The following is a 20,590-nucleotide window of genomic DNA, read 5'->3' on the forward strand; positions in this document are numbered from 1 at the left end:
TCTAATTATATAGTAATTTGTCTATGCTAAATCGACAGTTTTTTCTCCAACAAATAAGCGTTCAGGCGGATTAATACATATGCAGCAATCCAGCTGATCAACGCCGCAACCGGGAAATGCCAGGTAAAAGGAAACCACTGTCCGTTCTGAACATGGTCAAACTGCTCATAAATCCGCTGATCGCCTGACCAATAAAAGACACTCCCTCCACCCATCAAAAGAATCCACAGTATCGGGTTAATCGGCCGCAAAGTACTGTATTTGGTACTGGCCGTCAGTAGACCCAGCGCAATGACAAACGGTGTGAAAGCGATAATCATCACAAACCAGTTCAATCCGGCTATGATAAAGGATGCTGCATCCGCAAACGTATAAGGCTGTATAGTTGATGAGATAAACAGCGCGTACAGAGAACCGGCCACAAACAGGAACAGTATCACGACAATGGTTTGTAAAATAGCAGCAATCCATTTGGCGCTAATCAGCCACATGCGCGGATAGGGAAGGGTCAGCCACCACCCGTAGGTGTCATTTTCCCATTCTCTTCTCAGACTTCCCACACCCATGAAAATGATCATGTATGGCAAGCCCAGGGTGACATACCACAGCCTTGTCAATTCGAGTTGGTTGTGAAGCGCGAAGTATAAGGAAATAGCGAAAGCCGCAAGTAAAAATAGTGAGAAATACACAAGTCTCCACGATCTGGGCAGGCGATTGCCGCTCTGCTTTCTCCAGCTTCCTTTATTTCGAAATTCATGGCATACCAAATCTTTGAACAGCCCGGATGAATTCACGCCTTCCACTCCTTTTTGTACAAATTGCGGAACACCTGATTCAGCGAGCCATGCTCTGCACGCAGATCATCCGAATCACCGGACCATATTACCCGTCCGCGGTCCATCATGACCGTGTAATCAAATAAGCCTTCCACTTCCTGAATATCATGCGTGCTAATGAGTATCGACTGCTGCCGATCCTCCAAATAATCAATAATTCCGGCTACAATCGCCTCTCTGGAAAGGACGTCAATACCCGCAAACGGTTCATCCAGGATCATGAGCGGAACCTCACGCGCCAGACACAAAATCAGCAGCACACGTGCCTCCTGTCCGCGACTCAGCCCAGTCATTTTTAGCTCCAGCTCGACATCCATATGAGCAGCAAGCTTATGCGCATCCTTTATATTGAAGCCAGGCAAAAAGGACACTCCCCACTCCAGCGTCTGCTGAACCGTATGATTGGGATACCAACGGGCCCGGTCAGGAAGATAGGAAATGCCACGGTTGGTTTCCCAGCCGGGCTTTTGCCCTAACACGTGAAGCTCGCCCCCGTCCGGTCGAATCAATCCAGTGATCGCACGAAACAAGCTTGATTTCCCGCAACCATTGGGTCCAAGCACTCCTACAATGCGTCCTGCCGGAATGACCACATCCAAGTGGTCCAGTGCTTTTTTATTTTCATATCGCTTTGTCAGATGACTCGCAACCACAATAGATTCCGTCATGCCCTTTCGCCTCCTTTCTCATCATTTCCGCTCTGCTTGCTACTTATATACTGCTGTACATCCTCCCAGGACAGTCCCAGACTGCTCATTTGTCCGAGAAATTGATCGATATATGTCCTAGCCAGCTGCTCTCGAAAGCTGTTAATCCGCTCACTGGACGACGTGACATAGGTGCCCAGTCCGCGTCGCTTCTCTGTCAGTCCGTCCCGCTCCAGCTCCTGATATGCCCGCATCACAGTATTCGGATTCATGCGCAATTCCTGTGCCAGGTCACGAACAGACGGCATTTTACTTCCCATTTCAATCTCCCCTTTGGCGATGGAGCTTCGTACCTGATTCAATACTTGTTCATATAATGGTTGGCTAAAGTCAATTAAAAAACGGAACGAGCCAACCCGTTGTTCTTCCATGGGTGTTTCCCCCTAATCGGCTGCATCTATCGTGCCTGTAGTGTATTATATCACTTAATACACGTAATACAAGTTTATTTTAGTTGAAATTTCAGTCATGCCGTCCAATTTTCATTCAGTAAATCCTCAGCTTGCGCTCAGACAGCATTCAAGTTGATACCTTATGATGATTCCGTACCAAACAAACCATAACCGAAAGGTGGAAAATGAAGATGAAGATCAGCAAGAAAGCGATTGTGGCAGGAACGATGGCATTGGCATTTTTAGGAGGCGGAGCAATGTACTCCACTGGTGCAGCCTATGCTGCTTCAACTACACCTGAGAAGGCTCCAATTGTAGACAAAACTCAAGCACCTAAAGGTAACCCTGGCGACGCTAACGGCCCTGCCATCGTAGGAGGAAATTTTGCTGAGAACAAAGCTCTTCTGAAAGTATTGAAATTGTCCTCCAGCGAGTTGAATACACAGTTGAAATCAGGCAAGACACTCGCTGCAATTGCTAAAGCACAAGGCGTGAGCGTGAATTCCGTTATTGATGTAGTGGTCTCTGATATGAAAGCAAAGCTGTCTACGGAAAAACAAAACGGCAAGATTTCAGCCACCGAATATAATCAGCGCGTCTCTAATCTGAAGCAGATGATTACAGATATGGTGAACGGCGTTAAACCGTCCAAGCCACCAGTGGAAGCAGGTAAACCAGATGCAGCCAAAGCTCCTGCTAAAGCTGATGTAGCTAAAACTCCTGTTAAAGCTGAAGCTAACAAAGCTCCAGTTTTCCAAAAAGGTTTAGCTCAATAATTCACATTTATAAGAACCATTTGTTACTCAAGCATTGCCACTCCATGTAAATAAATTTCCATCCGGCTTCCCTGTACGGATCGAAAAAATTATGAGCCTGTCCTTTGCCGCCATACAGCAGCAAGGGGCAGGCTTGTGGTTCGTGTACACCAGGCAATATGTGGTAGACTAAACAAAAAGGAGTCCGCTATGAAAATAAACCAGTATTTTTAGTCGCAGTAGTTCGTGATAAAATTGTTGGTTTTTCAAGATGTGAAGGCTATGTTCTCAGCAGATTCGCTCATAAAGTAGAATTTGGCGTGTGCGTACTAAAGGATTATTGGGGTTATGGAATGGGGACAAATCTTTTAAGAAGGTCTATCTCCTGGGCTGACTCCAATGACATCAAGAAAATGACTCTACAGGTTTTGGAAGCGAATGATAAAGCCATTGAACTTTATAAAAAGCATGGATTTGAAATCGAGGGTATATTAAAAAACGATAAATTTCTTTTGGATGGTAAGTATTACAACACCGTTATTATGGGGAGATTTCCCAAAGATAAAAGATCCTGCTCTTCAGGATCTTTTATCTTTGGATCACCATATTGAACCTAGTAGCGATAATTATCATAATAATTACGATGATGCTGATCACGCGGTGGCTGAGCTGCGGTAATCATCAAAAAGATGCCTGAAAGCAAATGCATCAGCCAGCCCACAATCGGAATCCATCCAACAACCGAGGTCACAATTCCCAAGATCGATCCATAAAAGGACTCCCTGTTAGTCACCGAAAGCACTAATGTAACGATATGGAAAATCAACATAAAGAACAATACGGTATAAGCAGAATTTACGACGATCAGCCCGCCTAAAACGGGAATGGCCAGAAACAGCTCCAACCCGCCTGTAATCCATTTTAAAGTTTTTGATGGTGTCATTGTTCCACTCTCCCGTTGCTGTCTCATCCCATCATTATATCTTATCCCTATGCAGGATGACATACATTTTTTAACAATTATATGTTCATCTAGCGACTGTCTTATCCCTTTTTCGAATGGGCTGAGCCCTAACTACATATATGTGAGAGAGAACGAAATTTCGTGATTTCTAAAGGGGTGAACAGATTTGGGATATTATATCGAGGTGGAGCGTGGCGTCAAGCTATACGTTGAGGATATAGGAGAGGGCGTCCCTGTGCTGATGGTACACGGCTGGCCGCTGGATCATCGAATGTACGAATATCAAGCTGCCCTTTTGCCTGCCTATGGATACCGCTGTATTCAGGTAGATCTTAGAGGGTTCGGCAAATCGGATCGACCATGGCACGGCTACGACTATGACCGGCTGGCTGATGATCTGCTGGCCGTAATGCAGGCACTTCAGCTGAGGCAGGTTCGGCTGATTGGTTTTTCCATGGGAGGAGCTGTCGTCACACGCTACATGAGTAGGCACCGGGGATGGGGTGTTGATCAGCTGATTTTGATCGGAGCAGCCACGCCACGGTTCACCCCAACCAGCGACTTTCCTTATGGCACTCCTGTCGCAGAGGTAGATAAACTCATCAAACAAGCTTATACAGACCGTCCGCAACTGGTAACCTCATTTGGCGAACTGTTGTTTGCCAACCCCGTAAGCCAAAGCTTTCGAGACTGGGTACGTGATCAGGGCTTTGCTGCCTCTGTTCATAGCATGGCCTGCACTTTATATTCACTGCGTGATTCCGATTTACGCCCCGATTTACCGTGTATACACGTACCTACATGGATTTTACATGGTAAGCTGGATCGGGTCTGCCCTTTCCCTCTGGCAATACAAACTCAAAAGGGGATTCCTGGATCAAAGCTAATCCCTTTCGAACGAAGCGGGCACGGCGTATTTTACGAAGGACGACCTGAATTTAATTCCGCCTTGCTGAACATACTATCTCCAACTTCTCCAGGTCATAATTAAAAAACCTGATCATTCATATGTAAAGGCAACACCAGACGGAGTATTCTCCATAAAGCAAAAAAGACGCCTCAGCGCCGTTAGTGGCTATGGGGCATCTTTTACTATAAACATACATCCGCTTAGGATTGTTTCGTATGATTAAAGCTCGTATTATTTAATACAGCCAGCTTTTTCTCGCCCTTCACCATGGCAGAACCGCAAATGGGGCATGTCGGCTCGACAGAAAAAGCGAAGTTATCCCGCATCCATCCGTTGCACGTATCGCTGGCGCAATTCCAGACAGCTGTAATTTCCTCAGGAATCTCATCCATTGGCTTTTTCCGTGAATTGTACATAAACATCCCTCTTTCTTCATGATTTATAAAGCGAAAAGATGTAATCAGTTCAAAAACGGCCTTGTAAACAGATAAAAACAAATGCCCCAAACGCTATGTTCGGGGCATCTGAAGTAGGCTGTAATTTTAAATTACAGTTTTACAACGTTCTCAGCTTGTGGTCCACGGTTTCCTTCAACTACGTTGAATTCTACGCGTTGGCCTTCGTCCAAAGATTTGAAACCTTCGCCTTGGATTGCGGAGAAGTGTACGAATACATCACTTCCACCTTCAACTTCGATGAAACCGAAACCTTTTTCTGCGTTAAACCATTTAACTGTACCTGTTTGCATGGTATTACCTCCAAAATATATTTATATGACCTTTATTTTTTACAAATAAAAATTCACATATTGTACAAGGTTATTTCAACCTAAAACAATAACCCTCTACAATATGTGAATCTCAGGTCACAATTTCAATATACTCATATTACCATAAGTGTATTGAAAACGCAAGCACTGGTGAAATTAAATTATGCAGAGTGCCCTTGTCCTTTATTAACTTTAAGCTATTTTTTCAGTTGACGAAATCAGTCATCAACGCCTACCTAAAACATTATATCCACTGTTGTCTTTAATTATACCAGTGAACGAAAAATAAATACACAAAACATTTCGCAGAAGACGAACTTTTTTTAAAAAATGCCCGTCTCCTGCCTTTATTCTGCTCATATTACTTCATTGGAATCACAGCTCCGCTAATGCTTTAATTTCCTCCGCTGTCAGCGCTTTGCTATATATTTGAACCTCATCCAGGCTGCCGGTAAAGTAAGCATCGGCGGCAAAGCGGCTTTTGCCGAGATAAGCCTCGCTTGTCAGCAGCTCTTTTGGATTAAAGGTAATACTGTCATTAATGGCCACTTCTTCACCGTTCACATACAGCTTCCCGGTATTTCCCTCCAGTGTAACGGCTACATGCGTCCACTGGTTTAAAGGCAATGCTGATCTGGCAAGCAAGCTTTGATCCGTCCCCTCATGAATCGTAAACTGGAGCACACCGCTTCCTTGGGAAGGAGTCAGAAACATATGGCGGGCCTGACCATTTCCAAAGTCAAAAATCCGTTGCCAGGCTCCACCGCCCTTCCAGTTCACCCAAGCGGAAAAGATAAAATCGTCTGCATCTGTGACCGTGGCCGGTAGCTGCACGTAGCCATCCTTCCCGTTCAGCACAAGGGCGCCGCCAAGTTTTCCATCCTTGTCCCATGCGGCACCACCATAGGTATTGCCGTCGAAATGGTTATATGTGCTGTCTATGACTGTTGTCCCTTGATCTTCAGTCCATGAATAGCGTGCCAGCTGTGGACCTTGAGCCTGCTCAGGTACAGTGGCTATAAAGCTTTTCTTGGCTATTGCTTTGTCTTTTTTGATGGTCGCCGTCAATGTGACCGTTGCAGGCTGAGAGCCCGCCGCTGGACGGTACACTTCACCTGTCACGGAAATGTTCTCTGGACTTGAGGATTCCCATGAAATAGTGGTAGCTTGCGCAGCTTGAGTAGGCAGCGTCAGATTATATAAAACATTGCTTAAATCGCCCAGACTCAGATCCTTTTGCACAGCAGCCACGATCTTGCTGGCCTTCAGTTCAGACTTTAGCGTACCCCACACTGCAACTCCCTTGGAGGAAAGTGCAGTGAAAGCAAGCGTCTTTTGGCCCGTGTCTGGATCAACATGTCGCAGGAACACACCCTTATACTTCGTACCATCCGCTGTAATCTCCAGTTGGTTACCTGTGCCAAGCTTCCATGTACCAGTCGCTCCTCCAGACAGCTTGCCACCACTGTCCAAGCTAACGGTCACAGCTTGCTTAATATTGGCCGAAATTTCTTTCCCGTGATTTACATACGAGTATTGACCGAGGACATCCTTTTCCAACAACTTTTTCAGTGAGTCTTCATCACCCGAATAACGGTAAGGAGCAACTACAGGCCAACCGTCAGCGTTCATAAACATTTCATGCACCCGCACCTCAAACTGCTCGCCCCTGCCCGGGAAACGGGAGTGGAAAATCAGAAAATGCTTTTTCGTCTTGGGATCATAATAAGCCGAGTTATGTCCGGGTGAAACATAGCCTGTACCCAGTCCAGTACCCGGATCACCAATTTCTCTTGGAATCAGATAGTTGCCTATCAGCTTGACACCGTACGGCTCAATGGAAGCGTCATCAAAAAGAGGTTTGTCAGGGTTCGCCTTCACCTTGATCATATCGTTCCCTTCAGCATCGTAAAAAGGACCGTCCGGTGTTTTGGATCGAGCGACACGAAGATTGTATCCGCCATCTGCCGATAAGCCGCCATAAGACAGGAACAAGTAATAATAATCCGTTTGTGGACTGTACTGTATGTACGGCCCTTCCATACGGGCATGGTTACCGCCTGTCAGCTTCTTACCGTATCCTTGTCCAGGCAGCGGCTTCCCTGTTTGCTCGTCCATTTCCAGAATGAAAATTCCTCCTGAGTACGAGCCGTAAACCATCCACAGCTTGCCGTTCTTATCGTAAAAAGTGTCCGGGTCCACAACATTTGGGTGCTTGGTTGCGTCATAGATCGTTCCATCCTCACCCGGTTGGCCCCACATGCCGGATTTCAGGAAAATGCCTTTATTTTTATAAGGCCCTTCAATTTTATCGGCAACGGCTATACCCATTGCTGAACGCGGGGAGTCGCCTTTGCAGGCGTTATAGTACATGTAAAACTTTCCATCGGCCAGTTGAATAACATCCGCTGCCCACAGTGTGTCAGTCTGCGCCCAATCCAGCGCTTCTTTTAATTCCTCTTTGACGTTAGGAATCAATGCATTACCATTCGCTACTCCTGTGGCGACCGTATTCCAATTCATGAGGTCCTTGGACTTGGCAGCCGCAAGATGGGAACCAAAGATATAAAATGTATCTTTCACTTTCAGAATGGATGGATCATGTACGGAGGTTTCCTTAAAAGAAACAGTCCTTTTGCTTTGAATTGTAATGTTCTCCTGGCTTTGATCTTGAAGAGTAATCTGCCCCGCAGCTTGAAGTCCATCTGCATCCGGATTGAGCGTTTGTTCGGCGCCTGCAAAAGAGGCAGGCAACAGCAGCGCACCCACCAGAGAAGCGGCTGTTACCTTGCGAAAAAATAATTTCTTCATTAACTAATCTCCTCTCGTTTTTGAACATACCTGATAAACTAAGGCGCTATGAAGTAAAACGGTCTTTTAATTCATTGTTGATAATCACCTCCAATATTAATAAAAGCGCTTTCAAATTAATCAAAAAAATAAATCTCTTCTGTTAAGAAGGCCCCTTCAAACCTGGTGGTTAACCGTACCTTTATATTATGCAATGGATATAGGAAATTCAATATGCAATTTTATATTTTTATAAATTATTTATTTAATTATTAATGTTAATAAATGTATTGCGATATGTAAACTTTAAAGTTATAATTTTACAAGTAAAATTCTATATCTTTCCTGTCGATATATCTAAAAGAACAATTTTGAAAATCTTTATAGAAAATCTTTAAATTTTTGAGGAGGTGAAAATATATGCAATGGTATTTAAAAGGATTACAAAACTATGTGGGATTCCAAGGTAGAGCAAGACGTACAGAATACTGGATGTTTGTTCTGTTCAACGTAATCGCAAGTTTTATAATCGGTTTAATCGACGGTCTCTTTGGCCTAACACCGATATTGACTTACATTTATTCTTTGGCTGTCCTGTTGCCATCTCTGGCCGTTACGGCCCGTAGACTGCACGACACAGGTAGAAGCGGATGGTGGATTTTAATTGCCTTAATTCCGGTTGTGGGTACGATTATCCTGATTGTATTCACTTGCCAAGACAGTCAGCCTAACGACAACCAACATGGGAAAAATCCTAAATTGTAATGGTTGTAGATGCGTAAACCTCTTTCACTCCTGTGAAGGAGGTTTTTTCATACTCCCTCCTTCCCTTCCTCCCCCTCAAAATTCCAGCAATAAGTTTATCAGGAGCCTCCTACGTCCATACTGAATTAAAAAGTATCCTCAAGGAGAGGGAGAACGTTCATGCGTTTTCGGAAAAGAAGCACCCATAAAAAGTTAAATAAATTGCCTGTTCAGAACGCAGAAAATCAGCCTGCACATTCAAGGGAACCAATCAGTGCAAATCTTGGACAAAACCTTCAGCAGATCAGACAAACCGTGGGTAACAGTACCGATATCATCATCAGAGAAGTCCGCATTGGCAAGGACGGAGACCAAATTATCGCGATGCTCTATACCGACGGTTTGGCGGATAAAAATATAGTCTCCGATTTCATCATGGAGTCGATAATGCTGGATAGCAGCCTGCCTGAGGACGTGAACGACAGAATTCAACTGTCCTCCAATGTGCTGCAGATTTTAAAGGATTACGCACTGACCATCGGAGATATCCATGATATCACCGATTTTGAAAACCTATATAACGCGCTATTATCCGGAGATGCAGTCATTTTAATTGATGGTCAGACACAGGGAATCGTAGCCAGCGCGCGGGGATGGAAGGATCGAGGGGTTACAGAGCCTGCTTCTGAAAACGTCGTTCGCGGGCCGCGGGAGGGATTTTCAGAGACACTCCGCACAAATACGGCCTTGGTCCGGCGAAAAATAAAAGACCCGAACTTGTGGCTGGAAACCAAACAAATCGGCCGCGTAACCAAGACCGATGTGGCAGTCATGTACATCAAGGGGATCGCGAACGATAAGCTGGTCACAGAGGTGCACGAGCGCCTGAATCGTATTGATGTTGACGGCATTCTCGAAAGTGGGTATATCGAGGAGTTGATTCAGGATGAAACCTTCACCCCTTTTCCGACCGTGTACAACTCCGAACGCCCGGACGTCATCGCCGCCGAGCTTTTGGAAGGGAAAATTGCCATTCTGGTGGATGGAACCCCCTATGTGCTTATCGTACCTGCACTGTTTGTTTCCTTCCTGCATGCCGCTGAGGACTATTATCAACGTGCGGACATCAGCACCTTCATAAGGTTTCTTCGCTACATTGGAGTCTTTATTTCCCTGCTGGGCCCATCCTTATATGTGGCTATCACTACGTTTCATCAGGAAATGCTGCCAACTCCATTGCTGATCGGGCTAGCTGCACAACGGGAAGCCGTTCCGTTCCCTGCCTTTATTGAAGCGCTCATGATGGAACTGACCTTTGAAATATTGCGGGAAGCCGGCGTCCGCATGCCCAAGTATATCGGAGCGGCTGTCTCTATCGTAGGCACACTTGTCATCGGACAAGCAGCTGTCCAGGCCGGGATTATATCAGCGGCGATGGTCATTGTCGTAGCCATTACGGCGATTTCCAGCTTCGTTCTCCCTGCCTATAATATGTCCATTGCCTTTCGTATGCTGCGATTTCCTCTGATGGGGCTTGCTGCCTCATTCGGATTGTTCGGAATTATCGTCGGATGCATTGCCCTTATTTTGCATATGTGCAGCCTTCGTTCGTTTGGCGTTCCATATATGACCCCTTTTGCGCCTCTAGTTCCGTCAGACACCAAGGATACCTTATTTCGGCTCCCTCACTGGATGATGCTTTCCCGTCCCAGGTTAATCAACCAGAAGAACGTGAAACGCCGAAACAGTACCCCGCCCCGAAAATCACGGGAATGAAATAGAGAGGAGTGGCACAAATGGAAAGGAGTCAAGAATCGTGAAACGGAGAGCCGCCTGTCTGCTCCTGATTTTTACAATGACCTCGCTTCTCACTGGTTGTTGGAATCGCACGGAATTGAATGAGCTTGCCATCGCCGTCGGTATGGGAATTGATAAGCAGGGCGATCAATTTCAGGTTTCCGTCCAAGTCGTAGATCCAGGTCAGGTGTCAGCTAAAAGTGGAGGGGATGGCCGGGCTCCTACCACGTTATATACAGCCAAAGCCGAGACCATATTTGAGGCTGTTCGAAAAATGACGAAAATAAGTCCTCGAAAAATCTATTTTTCCCACCTTCGCATATGTGTGATTGGGGAATCTATGGCCACGGGCGGAATGGCAAAAGCTCTTGATCTTCTGTCAAGAGATCATCATTTCCGCACCGACTTCTACTTAGTGTTGTCAAAGGACGCAAGTGCAGAGGATATACTGAAAATCTTGACGCCTTTGGACCCGATCCCGGCGAATGACTTGTTCTCCTCCTTGGAGATATCTGAAAAAAACTGGTCACCCAGTATGACCGTAACCTTGGATGAATTGATTGCGGCTCTTACCAGTGAAGGAACAGAGCCTGTCATGACAGGACTTCGGATCATTGGCAATAAAGAAGCGGGGGAGAGAAAAGACAATGTCGAAAAGATCGCCCCTCCCACCCGACTAGAATATTCAGGACTGGCTGTGTTCAAAAAAGACAAATTAATTGGCTGGTTAAACGAAGTTGAAAGTAAAGGCTACAACTTTATTACCGGTAAAGTAAAAAGCTCCGTTGGTTTTGTAGCCTGTCCCCAAGGCGGCAAGGTTATCTCAGAGATTATTCGGACCCAAACCACTGTAAAAGGAAGATTCTACAGGGGAGAGCCCCAAATCAATATTAAAATGCGGGTTGAAGCCAACGTGGGAGAAGTCGAGTGTCCCCATCTGGATCTGACCAATGTGAGCACGTTTTATGACATTGAGAAGAAAGAGGAAGAAAAGATAGAAGAGGTTATGAAATCGGCCGTCAGAAAAGCTCAAAAATCGTACAAAGCTGACATTTTCGGATTCGGTGAAGCCATTCACCGTGCTGACCCAAAGGCGTGGAATACACTGAAAAGAAATTGGAGCAGTGAGCATTTTGCAGATTTGCCCGTAAATATCAAGGTCGATTTCAAGCTTCGGCGCTTGGGTACAATTGGCAGCTCATTTCTGAATGATGTTAAGGAGTAGATTCCCGCGCGGGGATCTGCCCCTATACTACTATCACGGAAAAGAAGGTGCTGAGTAATGCTGTCTCATATGGTAAGCGTGCTGGGAATATTGCTGGTTGCTGCTGTGATCTGCTTGTTAGAGGTCCCCTACATGTGGAAAAAGGCGTTAAAAAAAGAGCTGTGGTTGTTTTCCATCCTCCTTCTACTTGGAGTCGGGATCAGCAGCGTCAAGATATTAGCCTGGACAGTCCCCACTCCTTTGGACTGGATCACAGTCATATATAAACCATTCAGCGATTTCTTAATCCATATTGGATTAATTAAATAAGATGAGGTGAAAGCGGTGCCTGGACAGATCAAAATCTCCGCACGTCAGCTGTTGGTCTTAACAATTCTATTTACAATAGGAAGTACAATTCTCATCATCCCTTCAGGCATGGCGCTTGTAGCCAAACAGGATGCATGGATTGCCACGCTTGTCGGGGTTGGGTCCGGGCTTTCCTTTTTGCGCTTATTATAATGATGGCTGTTCGTCTGGGATTGGAGGTGCTGGCCCGTTCTGCGGAGATAATGTTTCCGTTATTTATCCTGCTTTACATTTCTTTTACGGGTTTGGTAGTGTCCAATATTAAGCTGGAAAACATACAACCTGTGCTGGAGGCGGGATTCGGACCTATCTGGTCTGCTGTCCTGACCTTTATCAGCACTGCGTATCTGCCTCATATCGTTTTGCTAATGATTTTCCCGGCCTCTGTAAATCGTTCTGATCAAGCCCGCAAAGCTTTTCTCATTGGGAGCTTGGTTGGCGGATTGATATTGGTCGTGATCGTTGCATTAGCTATATTGGTGCTAGGCCCTGACATAACAGCAAGAAACATATATCCAAGCTACGCGTTAGCCAAAAAAATCAGTATTGGCCATTTTCTACAGCGTATTGAAGCGATCATGGCTACCATGTGGTTTATTTCGCTTTTTTTCAGAACCACGATATATATGTACTCCATTGTGACCGCCATAGCCCAAATCTTTCAATTAAAAAGCAGTCAGCAGCTGGTGCTTCCTCTCGGATTCATTTTAGTCGTGTTGTCCATCGTCGTATATCCCAATGTCCCTTATCAGCAAAATTATGATACAAAGACATGGATTCCTTATGCACTTTCTATAGGATTGCTTTTCCCCCTGCTGCTGCTTGGGGTACATGCTCTAAAAAAGCTGTGGGCCAAGAAGTCAGTGTCAGACCAATAAAAGTGAGGTAGGTAAAGATGATGCCCAATTCTGTCAAAATTTCTCCACGTCAATTGTTGATCTTAACGATTTTATTTACAATCGGCACTGCAATCCTGATCATTCCTTCCGTTATGGCTGCCTCAGCCAAACAGGATGCATGGATAGCGTCATTCGTCGGTGTGGGAATAGGGCTGCTTTTGATATGGCTGTACAATACGATTACCATCCTGTATCCACAAATGACCCTGATTGAAATCATGGAAACTCTGCTCGGCAAGTGGTTAGGGAAGTCCGTTGCTCTTCTGTTTGTCATTACATTTTTTCTGAGTGGGCCTGCTGCGGTGTTATATGATTCAGGGAGTTTTTTGACGACTCAAATGATACCGGAAACGCCGGTTCAAGCGGTCAATATCCTTTTTGCGCTCATTGTATTGATGGGGGTGCGTCTTGGGATTGAAACGCTAGCCCGTTCAGCCGAGCTGTTGTTTCCCTTATTTATCCTGCTTTATACGGCTTTTGTCGTTTTGGTTGTATCTAATGTCAAGCTGGAGAACGCACAACCCATGCTGGAGAGGGGATGGGGCCCTATCTGGCCTGCTGTCCTATCCTTTATAAGCATTGCATTTCTGTCCCATGTAGTTTTATTAATGATTTTTCCTTTTGTAGATCACCCCGATCAAGCACGCAAGGCCTTTCTAATAGGAAGCCTGATTGGCGGATTGACTCTGGTTCTGCTCGTTACATTGGCAATTCTGGTTTTTGGTCCTGGATTGACGGCAAGAAATATTTACCCGAGCTATTTATTAGCCAAAAAAATCAATATTGGGAACTTCCTTCAGCGTATTGAAGCAGTTATGACCGCCCTGTGGTTTATTTCCCTCTTTTTCAGGCTGGTTCTGTACATATACTCCATTATGATAGCCATTACCCAAATCTTTAATTTGAAAGACTATCGTCCGCTGATTTCCCCTTTCGGGATGATCCTGGTCGTCATGTCAGTGATCATATACCCAAATGTTCCTTACCAGCAATCCTGGGATGCGAAAATATGGACACCTTATGTCTTATCTATAGGCCTTCTTTTGCCTGTGCTACTGCTCTGTATACATGGAATACGGAAAATGTGGTCAAAGGGAAAAACAGGATCCAAAGGGTAAAGTGCACCCGCATACATCATCTATGAATTTTTTTTGACGTTAGCTGTTTATAACGTCCTCTTTTAGTTTATTTTAAACGAGTATTAAGCTGGCGCTAAGATTGGGCGTGTATGATGTATTTAACGATCTGGTAACTACATAAGCCGGATGGTCTACAGGCATAAACATGATTCCCGTTGGATATCCATATACCATTCACACCCTGTCAGAATTTTAATGAACAAAAGGAGATTTACACTTATGAATCGAAAACGAATGATGGTCATCTGCACACTGTTGCTGGCGTTGTCGATTGGGCAGTCCTCTACATGGGGAAGTCGGGCTAATGCTGCTGCATTGGCTCCAGAGAGAGCCCTGCAGGTACAGGATAGTGAAGCATCCAAGGATGATGAACTGCTGGATACACTGGGTGTATCCTCAGATGAGCAATTGTATGATGCACTATATAACGGTCAAACCTTGGCGGATATTGCCTCGAGTCATCAACGGGACGCGCAGGCGGTCGTTGACTTGCAGGTAGCTCAGCTAACGGAGCAGCTCGATCAACGACTGGCCAATAAGAGCATTACGCTTGAGCAATACCAAGCTCATAAGGCAGAATTAACACAGGTCGTTGCTAAAAGTGTGTTCGGGCTGTAAGAAGTCTGGGACACGACAGGATATAAAAAGAGGCGCTGAACCCAAGGGAAATCAGCGCCTCTTTTTGATCTATTTATCCTATACTTGATGTACTCTGATCAGGTTCGTCGCACCGGCCTCTGCAACAGGAACGCCCGCTGACAGTACGATGGTATCCCCTTTTTGGATATACCCTGCATTCAGGGCATTGCGGATCGAGGATTCGAACATTTCATCCGTTGTCACTACTTTATCCCCTTTGACCGGGAATACCCCGGACAACAGACAAATTTTAGCGAATACCGTACTGTTCGGGGTAACCGCAATAATCGGAGCCTTCGGACGATATTTGGACACCATTCGCGCCGTGAATCCGCTGGCAGTCGAGGTAATAATCGCTTTGGCATCCAGCTCAAGAGAAGAGCTAACCGCACCTTGACTGATCACTTCGGTGATGTTCGTGCTTTGGCGTGCTCTACGCTTATCGAACTGCTCCTGGTAATCAAACTGTGATTCCGCTCTGGCAGCTACCGCAGCCATCGTACGAACGGACTCAACAGGGTATTTACCAGCGGCAGATTCGCCCGACAGCATCACTACATCGGCTCCTTGCATAACCGCATTAAATACGTCACTGACTTCAGCTCTCGTCGGGCGCGGGTTGACCTGCATGGATTCCAGCATGTGTGTAGCTACGATGACCGGCTTGCCGACCAGATTACACTTGTCGATCATTTCTTTTTGCATCACAGGCACGTCTTGAATCGGCACTTCAACACCCAAATCGCCACGAGCTACCATAATACCATCCGAAGCTTCGATAATATCATCCAGATTTTCCATGCCTTCGGCATTTTCAATCTTGGAATAAATTTGTACATGCTCAGCTTGATGTCCTTTCAAAATCTCACGGATTTCACGGATATCGTCGCCTTTACGCACAAAAGAAGCCGCAATCAGCTCGATACGCTGCTCCACCCCAAATTGGATGTGCTCCACATCGCGCTCCGTCACGCCTGGAAGAGTCGTATGAATCCCTGGCAGATTCACACCTTTTCTCGGTTTCAAAACACCGCCGCTTACAATATTACAAATCATTTCAGTACCCTCAACAGAGGTTACAGTCAGATCAACCAAACCGTCGTCAATCAAAATACGGTCGCCTGGTTTGATATCCTTTGGCATATCAGGGTAATTCACCGAAATACGGTGCTCATCCCCCAAAATCTCTTCCGTTGTCAGAATCAGCTGGCTGCCTGGTTTCAGCAGACAGGATGCTTCTTTCAGCTTGCCGATCCGTATTTCAGGTCCCTTGATATCCATCATGACAGGAATAAAAGTACCCAGTTCCTTGGCAGCCTGTCGCACATTTTCAATACGTTTAACGTGATCTTCGAGCTCCCCGTGAGCCATGTTCAAGCGGGCTACTGTCATACCGGCCTGAATCATTTCTTTTAATAATTGAATGGAGTCACAGGCAGGTCCCATGGTACAAATAATTTTCGTTTTAAGCATAGAAATGTCATCCTCCTGAATGTCTTTACTATTTGGTCGTAATTCCAGTATGGTTTCTATTCAACTCCACTTTGCTGCTCTATCTATTTAAACTTTTATGACTTTATTTTACCTATATCGGTGTGACAAGACTATGAACTATAGTATGATAACTGTATTATAGTACAGTACAGTGAATCTTTAAGACATGGAGAGTGACTTCATGATTACAATCACGAACGTGCGACAGGATCATGGCGTGGACTGGTACGAGAAGGCTGGTCCAGATAACGATAATGTGGACTACATGTTCATTTTGGTCACCTTTGGAAAATGTGTATATTGGGTGAACGATTGCAAGATTATTCTCGGCAAGGGTGAGGCTCTGATTCTGCCCGGACATCTGCCTTACTATGGCAAAAGTATTCCTACACTTTTTCATACCAAGTATGTGATACATTGCCGCAAAACATGTACGGATGACGTACTTCCCATACTGAACACGAACAAGCCGCTGTCGATCAAGCTCGGTTGCTATGATATGCTGCATGAACGGGTCAAGTCGGTGTATTACCAATGGACTGAGCGCCCAAGCTACTATGCGCTGATGGCTGACTGCCTGTTGACCGAGGCGATGATTTATATCAATCAGGAATGGGACAAAGGCGTCATTTCCAGCGATAAAGAACGGCTTGTGGAGTATATGAAGCAGTATATCCAAAATCATTATCGGGAAAAAGTGACGAAGGAGGAGCTTGGCGACGTCATCCGCAAAACGCCCAACTATGCTGCCACACTGCTTCGTGAGGTTACACGCCAAACCATCAGCGAGCATGTGCATACGCAACGTATTAAAACGGCCATCTACATGCTGACCGAGTCCAGGCTGACGATTCGTGAAATTTCAGAGTATGTCGGTTATAGTGATGTTTCCTATTTTCACCGAATCTTCAAACGGCTAACAGGCTGCTGCCCGTCCGAATTTTTGGATGAACGCTCTTCGATCATCTAGCCCAATAGCCACTGGAACAGAGCAAATATATCATAAAAAACGGTCACCCTACCTGAGAAGCCTTCTCTAGCAGCCCTTTTACAACAAGGACCGAAGAGTGCTCCAAAGTAGGGCGACCGTTACAGTTCATTCATACGCGTATGCGTTCTTATTTCTGCACCTAGTTGGTGTTAGCTGGAGGAACCTGCGGTTTTGACTTCCTCCAGCATTTTATCGTTATAGCCGAACATCCAGGTCAGGACAAACGCTACAGCCATAGCAGCCAGGTTCGCTAAAATGTAAAGCGGAAGCTGATGGTTCATATACAGCAGCGTGCCCGGAATAACCGTAATGGCCATACCTGTAGCCGCCAAATGGAAGATAGAGGCGATGAAACCGCCAACAGCCCCACCGACTAGTCCCATAATAAAAGGCTTCATATATCTCAGGTTAACACCGAAAATAGCCGGCTCAGTGATTCCCAGAAAAGCAGACAGCGAGGATGGAAGTGCCAATGCTTTCAGCTTGGCATTCTTCGTTTTCAGTCCAACCGCCAGACAAGCGGCACCTTGGGCAGCCATCGCGCAGGTAATGATCGCATTGAATGCGTTCACGCCAGTCTTTTCAAGCAGTTGAATTTCCAGAAAATTAAATATATGATGCACACCCGTAACAACGATAATTTGATGCAGGAAGCCGATGACAATCCCTGCGATACCGAAAGGCAAATCAAGTACAAATGTTGTTCCGTGCAGCACCCATTCTTCGAAGGAATGGAAAACCGGACCGATGGCAAACAGCCCGAGTGTAATCATGATCAACAGTGTTAAAAACGGTGTAAGAATCAGATCCAGCGCTTCAGGCACCCGTTTGCGCAGCGCCCGCTCCAGCTTGGCTCCGAGCAAGCCTACGAAGAAGGCTGGCAATACAGAACCCTGATAGCCCACTACAGGAATGAATCCGAACATCGTCAAGGCCTTAGCTGAGCCGTCTGCCACACTATAAGCGTTGGGCAGGGCCGGGTTCACCAGCATTAGACCGAGAACGATCCCCAGCACCGGGCTGCCGCCGAATACTCTAAAGGCTGACCAGGCGACCAGCGCAGGCAGAAAAGCAAAGGCCGTATCCGTTAATACCTGAGTATACAATAGAAAATTAGGTGAAATGTCCTGTGGTGTCATGCCCAGCAGAGCAAGAATTTGCGGCTGAGTGAGCAAGCCACGCAGTCCCATGAACAGCCCTGTAGCGACCAGCACAGGAATAATCGGTACAAACACGTCGCCAAAGGTACGAATGGAGCGTTGGAAGACGTTTCCTTCTTTTGTCGCCTGACTTTTCACCTCTTCTTTGGAAGATCCAGACATGCCAAGCTTTTCAACCTCTTCAAAAATCCGATTGACCGTACCCGTACCAAAAATAATCTGATATTGACCTGAATTAAAGTAAGCACCCTTGACCTTGTCGATCTCCTCAACCTTCTTCTGATCAATCTTATCCTTGTCATGCACCATAATCCGCAGACGTGTCGCACAGTGAGCAAAGGACGCAATATTTTCCTCCCCACCAATCGCTTGAATCACTTCTTTGGCAATTTCCCGGTTTTCCGCCATGATGTTCATCCCCTCGTTCGTTCCGTTATGTTATTGATGATTAACGATCCACTTGATGAATTAGCCTACTCAGTAAAACCCCATTTTACCGCTTGGAAGAGAGCCTCTCCCTTGTCAGCAAAAAAGTGTATTTCGTCACTCTCTGGGTGCGGAAAAATACGACTGGTGAACACCTCTTCCCCATCATTGACGAAAATCTCAACCGAAGACGTATCTACAAACAAATGAAGCTTGATATGGTCTTCATCCCATGCACACTGCCGTACCTCACCATACGAAGCTGCCACAGGCTCACCCGATTGTGAACGGTCCAGTACAAGCTTGCGGCTGACGGCATCATATTTAATGACCGTTCTCTCAGTCGCACTCGCGCGGAATTCAATACCAAACGCCTTGGCGCTCAATAGATCAACCTCACAAATCAGCTCATAGGCCGTACCCGTGAAGCCTTGATAGGTTTTTCTCTCTGACGATAATGTGTCAGCCACCCGATCCTCACGCTTTCTACGCAGCGCAGTCAGCTCGGGGATAGGCCGCTGCAAGAGTTTACCCTCATGAAGTGCAAGCTCCCTCGGCAGCGTCAGGCAATGAGCCCATCCATTCGGGTCTGTCGGATAGTCAATATCCGGCAATCCCATCCATGCTACCATAATACGCCGCCCCTGCGGATCAACCATCGTTTGCGGCGCATAAAAGTCAAAGCCTCGATCAAGCTCGCGGAACGCCCCATGCTCCAATGTCCTTGTCTCTGTATTCAGCGGCTTGCCGATGACGTACCCTGATTGATAAATATTGTGGTATTCATCCCCGGAAGGCTTTAAGCCCTGAGGAGACAAAACCAGTACCCCCGAGCCATTCAGTTCAAAATAATCCGGGCATTCCCACATGTAGCCAAACGATTTCAGCCCTGTACGCAATTCTCCCTCAAACTGCCACGAATGAAGGTCCGTGGATCGATATAAGACGACGCAGCCTGTTCTATCCGTTCTTTGGGCACCAATCACACAGTAAAAGCTATCGCCGTCCTTCCACAGCTTAGGATCACGAAAATGGTCTGTGTACCCTTCTGGTACATTTGAAATGACAGGATGCTCCCATTTGGTGATGAGACCGCTCTCATCCATCACAGCCATGCATTGATAAGGATGTCTGGTCCAGTTTTCATCCCGTGTATTTCCCGTATACAGCATATACAACTTGCCCTCATGCTCCAGCGCGCTGCCCGAGTAAGCCCCGTGTGAATCAAAGGTATCCCCCGGTGTAATACCGATGCCTGCACTGTCCCATGCAACCAAATCTTTGGACTTCAAGTGATACCAGTATTTCATCCCATGGTCGGTTCCCAAGGGGAACCACTGATAGAACAAATGGTATTCACCCTGATAATAGGAAAAGCCATTGGGGTCATTGAGCAAACCTGTCGGTGGCTGAATGTGAAACGTCTGCCGCCAATGGCATTGCTTGACTTTCTCCTCCAGGCTCGCTATTTCACCTGGCTCTGCCTGTTCAATAAGCCGATACTTCTGTTCGTTTGTCATTTTCATAGATGTACCTCATTCTTATTAAAAACTTGCGTAACAGGAACCGGTTCCAAATTGAATAAAAAAATATACTCATTCGTGG

General features: G+C 46.0%; 21 protein-coding genes and 1 pseudogene. 12 read left to right on the forward strand and 10 right to left on the reverse strand.

The features are described from left to right. Nucleotides 1-26: 26 nt before the first annotated feature. From LCF57_RS08685 to LCF57_RS08695, 3 genes are read right to left on the reverse strand one after another with little or no spacing between them, the layout of a single operon-like run. On the reverse strand, nucleotides 27-794 hold the full coding sequence (locus tag LCF57_RS08685; protein WP_226000334.1) for an ABC-2 transporter permease: 768 nt from the start codon (nucleotides 792-794) through the stop codon (nucleotides 27-29). Next, nucleotides 791-1,504 (reverse strand): ABC transporter ATP-binding protein, encoded by a 714-nt coding sequence (locus LCF57_RS08690; RefSeq protein ID WP_226000335.1) that lies wholly within the window; start codon nucleotides 1,502-1,504, stop codon nucleotides 791-793. Before LCF57_RS08690 ends, LCF57_RS08685 begins: the two co-directional genes overlap by 4 nt. Next, on the reverse strand, nucleotides 1,501-1,914 hold the full coding sequence (locus LCF57_RS08695) for a GntR family transcriptional regulator (RefSeq protein ID WP_226000336.1): 414 nt from the start codon (nucleotides 1,912-1,914) through the stop codon (nucleotides 1,501-1,503). The genes LCF57_RS08690 and LCF57_RS08695 overlap by 4 nt, the downstream gene beginning before the upstream one ends. Nucleotides 1,915-2,126: 212 nt before the next feature. Here LCF57_RS08695 and LCF57_RS08700 point away from each other — a divergent pair, with 212 nt between their 5' ends. Then, entirely contained in the window at nucleotides 2,127-2,711 is a 585-nt protein-coding gene (locus tag LCF57_RS08700; RefSeq protein WP_226000337.1) for a hypothetical protein, read from the forward strand. Nucleotides 2,712-2,914: 203 nt separating this feature from the next. Next, nucleotides 2,915-3,301 (forward strand): annotated as a pseudogene (locus LCF57_RS08705) (N-acetyltransferase family protein); the annotation flags it as partial. A gap of 2 nt (nucleotides 3,302-3,303) precedes the next feature. Here LCF57_RS08705 and LCF57_RS08710 read toward each other — a convergent pair. Beyond that, a complete protein-coding gene (locus LCF57_RS08710) occupies nucleotides 3,304-3,633 on the reverse strand; it encodes a hypothetical protein (protein WP_226000338.1) in 330 nt (109 codons plus the stop codon). A gap of 187 nt (nucleotides 3,634-3,820) precedes the next feature. On the opposite strand from LCF57_RS08710, the gene LCF57_RS08715 reads away from it, so the two are divergent. Next, nucleotides 3,821-4,645: an alpha/beta fold hydrolase gene (locus LCF57_RS08715; protein ID WP_226000339.1), complete on the forward strand. Its 825-nt coding sequence runs from the start codon at nucleotides 3,821-3,823 to the stop codon at nucleotides 4,643-4,645. A 119-nt stretch (nucleotides 4,646-4,764) separates the two neighbouring features. Here LCF57_RS08715 and LCF57_RS08720 read toward each other — a convergent pair whose 3' ends face one another. From LCF57_RS08720 to LCF57_RS08730, 3 genes are all read right to left on the reverse strand, one after another. Continuing rightward, the gene (locus LCF57_RS08720; RefSeq protein ID WP_007428291.1) at nucleotides 4,765-4,980 is read right to left on the reverse strand and encodes a cold-shock protein; all 216 of its coding nucleotides are present in this window, start codon (nucleotides 4,978-4,980) and stop codon (nucleotides 4,765-4,767) included. Nucleotides 4,981-5,111: 131 nt separating this feature from the next. Beyond that, nucleotides 5,112-5,312: a cold-shock protein gene (locus tag LCF57_RS08725; RefSeq protein ID WP_007428290.1), complete on the reverse strand. Its 201-nt coding sequence runs from the start codon at nucleotides 5,310-5,312 to the stop codon at nucleotides 5,112-5,114. Nucleotides 5,313-5,708: 396 nt separating this feature from the next. Further along, nucleotides 5,709-8,144: a family 43 glycosylhydrolase gene (locus LCF57_RS08730; protein WP_226000340.1), complete on the reverse strand. Its 2,436-nt coding sequence runs from the start codon at nucleotides 8,142-8,144 to the stop codon at nucleotides 5,709-5,711. A gap of 399 nt (nucleotides 8,145-8,543) precedes the next feature. On the opposite strand from LCF57_RS08730, the gene LCF57_RS08735 reads away from it, so the two are divergent. The 8 genes from LCF57_RS08735 (at nucleotide 8,544) to LCF57_RS08765 (ending at nucleotide 14,893) form a co-directional block, all read left to right on the forward strand. Beyond that, a complete protein-coding gene (locus LCF57_RS08735) occupies nucleotides 8,544-8,888 on the forward strand; it encodes a DUF805 domain-containing protein (protein WP_152380172.1) in 345 nt (114 codons plus the stop codon). 159 nt (nucleotides 8,889-9,047) lie between these two features. Continuing rightward, nucleotides 9,048-10,643 (forward strand): spore germination protein, encoded by a 1,596-nt coding sequence (locus tag LCF57_RS08740; RefSeq protein WP_226000341.1) that lies wholly within the window; start codon nucleotides 9,048-9,050, stop codon nucleotides 10,641-10,643. A 40-nt stretch (nucleotides 10,644-10,683) separates the two neighbouring features. Continuing rightward, nucleotides 10,684-11,889 carry a Ger(x)C family spore germination protein gene (locus LCF57_RS08745; protein WP_226000342.1) on the forward strand — a complete coding sequence of 402 codons (1,206 nt, stop codon included), beginning with the start codon at nucleotides 10,684-10,686 and terminating at the stop codon, nucleotides 11,887-11,889. Between the two features lie 57 nt (nucleotides 11,890-11,946). Next, a complete protein-coding gene (locus tag LCF57_RS08750; RefSeq protein ID WP_226000343.1) occupies nucleotides 11,947-12,198 on the forward strand; it encodes a hypothetical protein in 252 nt (83 codons plus the stop codon). Between the two features lie 15 nt (nucleotides 12,199-12,213). Then, nucleotides 12,214-12,390: a GerAB/ArcD/ProY family transporter gene (locus LCF57_RS27850; RefSeq protein WP_318840642.1), complete on the forward strand. Its 177-nt coding sequence runs from the start codon at nucleotides 12,214-12,216 to the stop codon at nucleotides 12,388-12,390. Continuing rightward, the gene (locus tag LCF57_RS08755) at nucleotides 12,390-13,115 is read left to right on the forward strand and encodes a GerAB/ArcD/ProY family transporter (protein ID WP_318840643.1); all 726 of its coding nucleotides are present in this window, start codon (nucleotides 12,390-12,392) and stop codon (nucleotides 13,113-13,115) included. The genes LCF57_RS27850 and LCF57_RS08755 overlap by 1 nt, the downstream gene beginning before the upstream one ends. A gap of 17 nt (nucleotides 13,116-13,132) precedes the next feature. Then, nucleotides 13,133-14,254, forward strand: a complete 1,122-nt coding sequence (locus LCF57_RS08760) for an endospore germination permease (RefSeq protein ID WP_318840644.1) — start codon at nucleotides 13,133-13,135, stop codon at nucleotides 14,252-14,254. A 240-nt stretch (nucleotides 14,255-14,494) separates the two neighbouring features. Then, on the forward strand, nucleotides 14,495-14,893 hold the full coding sequence (locus tag LCF57_RS08765; RefSeq protein ID WP_226000344.1) for a hypothetical protein: 399 nt from the start codon (nucleotides 14,495-14,497) through the stop codon (nucleotides 14,891-14,893). A 78-nt stretch (nucleotides 14,894-14,971) separates the two neighbouring features. Here the strand turns inward: LCF57_RS08765 and pyk are convergent, their stop codons facing one another. Next, on the reverse strand, nucleotides 14,972-16,387 hold the full coding sequence (gene pyk / locus LCF57_RS08770; protein ID WP_226000345.1) for a pyruvate kinase: 1,416 nt from the start codon (nucleotides 16,385-16,387) through the stop codon (nucleotides 14,972-14,974). A 202-nt stretch (nucleotides 16,388-16,589) separates the two neighbouring features. Here pyk and LCF57_RS08775 point away from each other — a divergent pair, with 202 nt between their 5' ends. Beyond that, on the forward strand, nucleotides 16,590-17,378 hold the full coding sequence (locus LCF57_RS08775) for a helix-turn-helix domain-containing protein (RefSeq protein WP_152380168.1): 789 nt from the start codon (nucleotides 16,590-16,592) through the stop codon (nucleotides 17,376-17,378). Nucleotides 17,379-17,548: 170 nt separating this feature from the next. Here LCF57_RS08775 and LCF57_RS08780 read toward each other — a convergent pair whose 3' ends face one another. Continuing rightward, entirely contained in the window at nucleotides 17,549-18,967 is a 1,419-nt protein-coding gene (locus tag LCF57_RS08780) for a sucrose-specific PTS transporter subunit IIBC (RefSeq protein WP_226000346.1), read from the reverse strand. Nucleotides 18,968-19,032: 65 nt separating this feature from the next. Continuing rightward, a complete protein-coding gene (locus tag LCF57_RS08785) occupies nucleotides 19,033-20,511 on the reverse strand; it encodes a glycoside hydrolase family 32 protein (RefSeq protein ID WP_226000347.1) in 1,479 nt (492 codons plus the stop codon). Between the last annotated feature and the right edge of the window lie 79 nt (nucleotides 20,512-20,590).

Origin of the sequence: Paenibacillus sp. BJ-4 (genome assembly GCF_020404765.1) — a bacterium.
In the GTDB taxonomy this organism is placed as follows: domain Bacteria; phylum Bacillota; class Bacilli; order Paenibacillales; family Paenibacillaceae; genus Paenibacillus.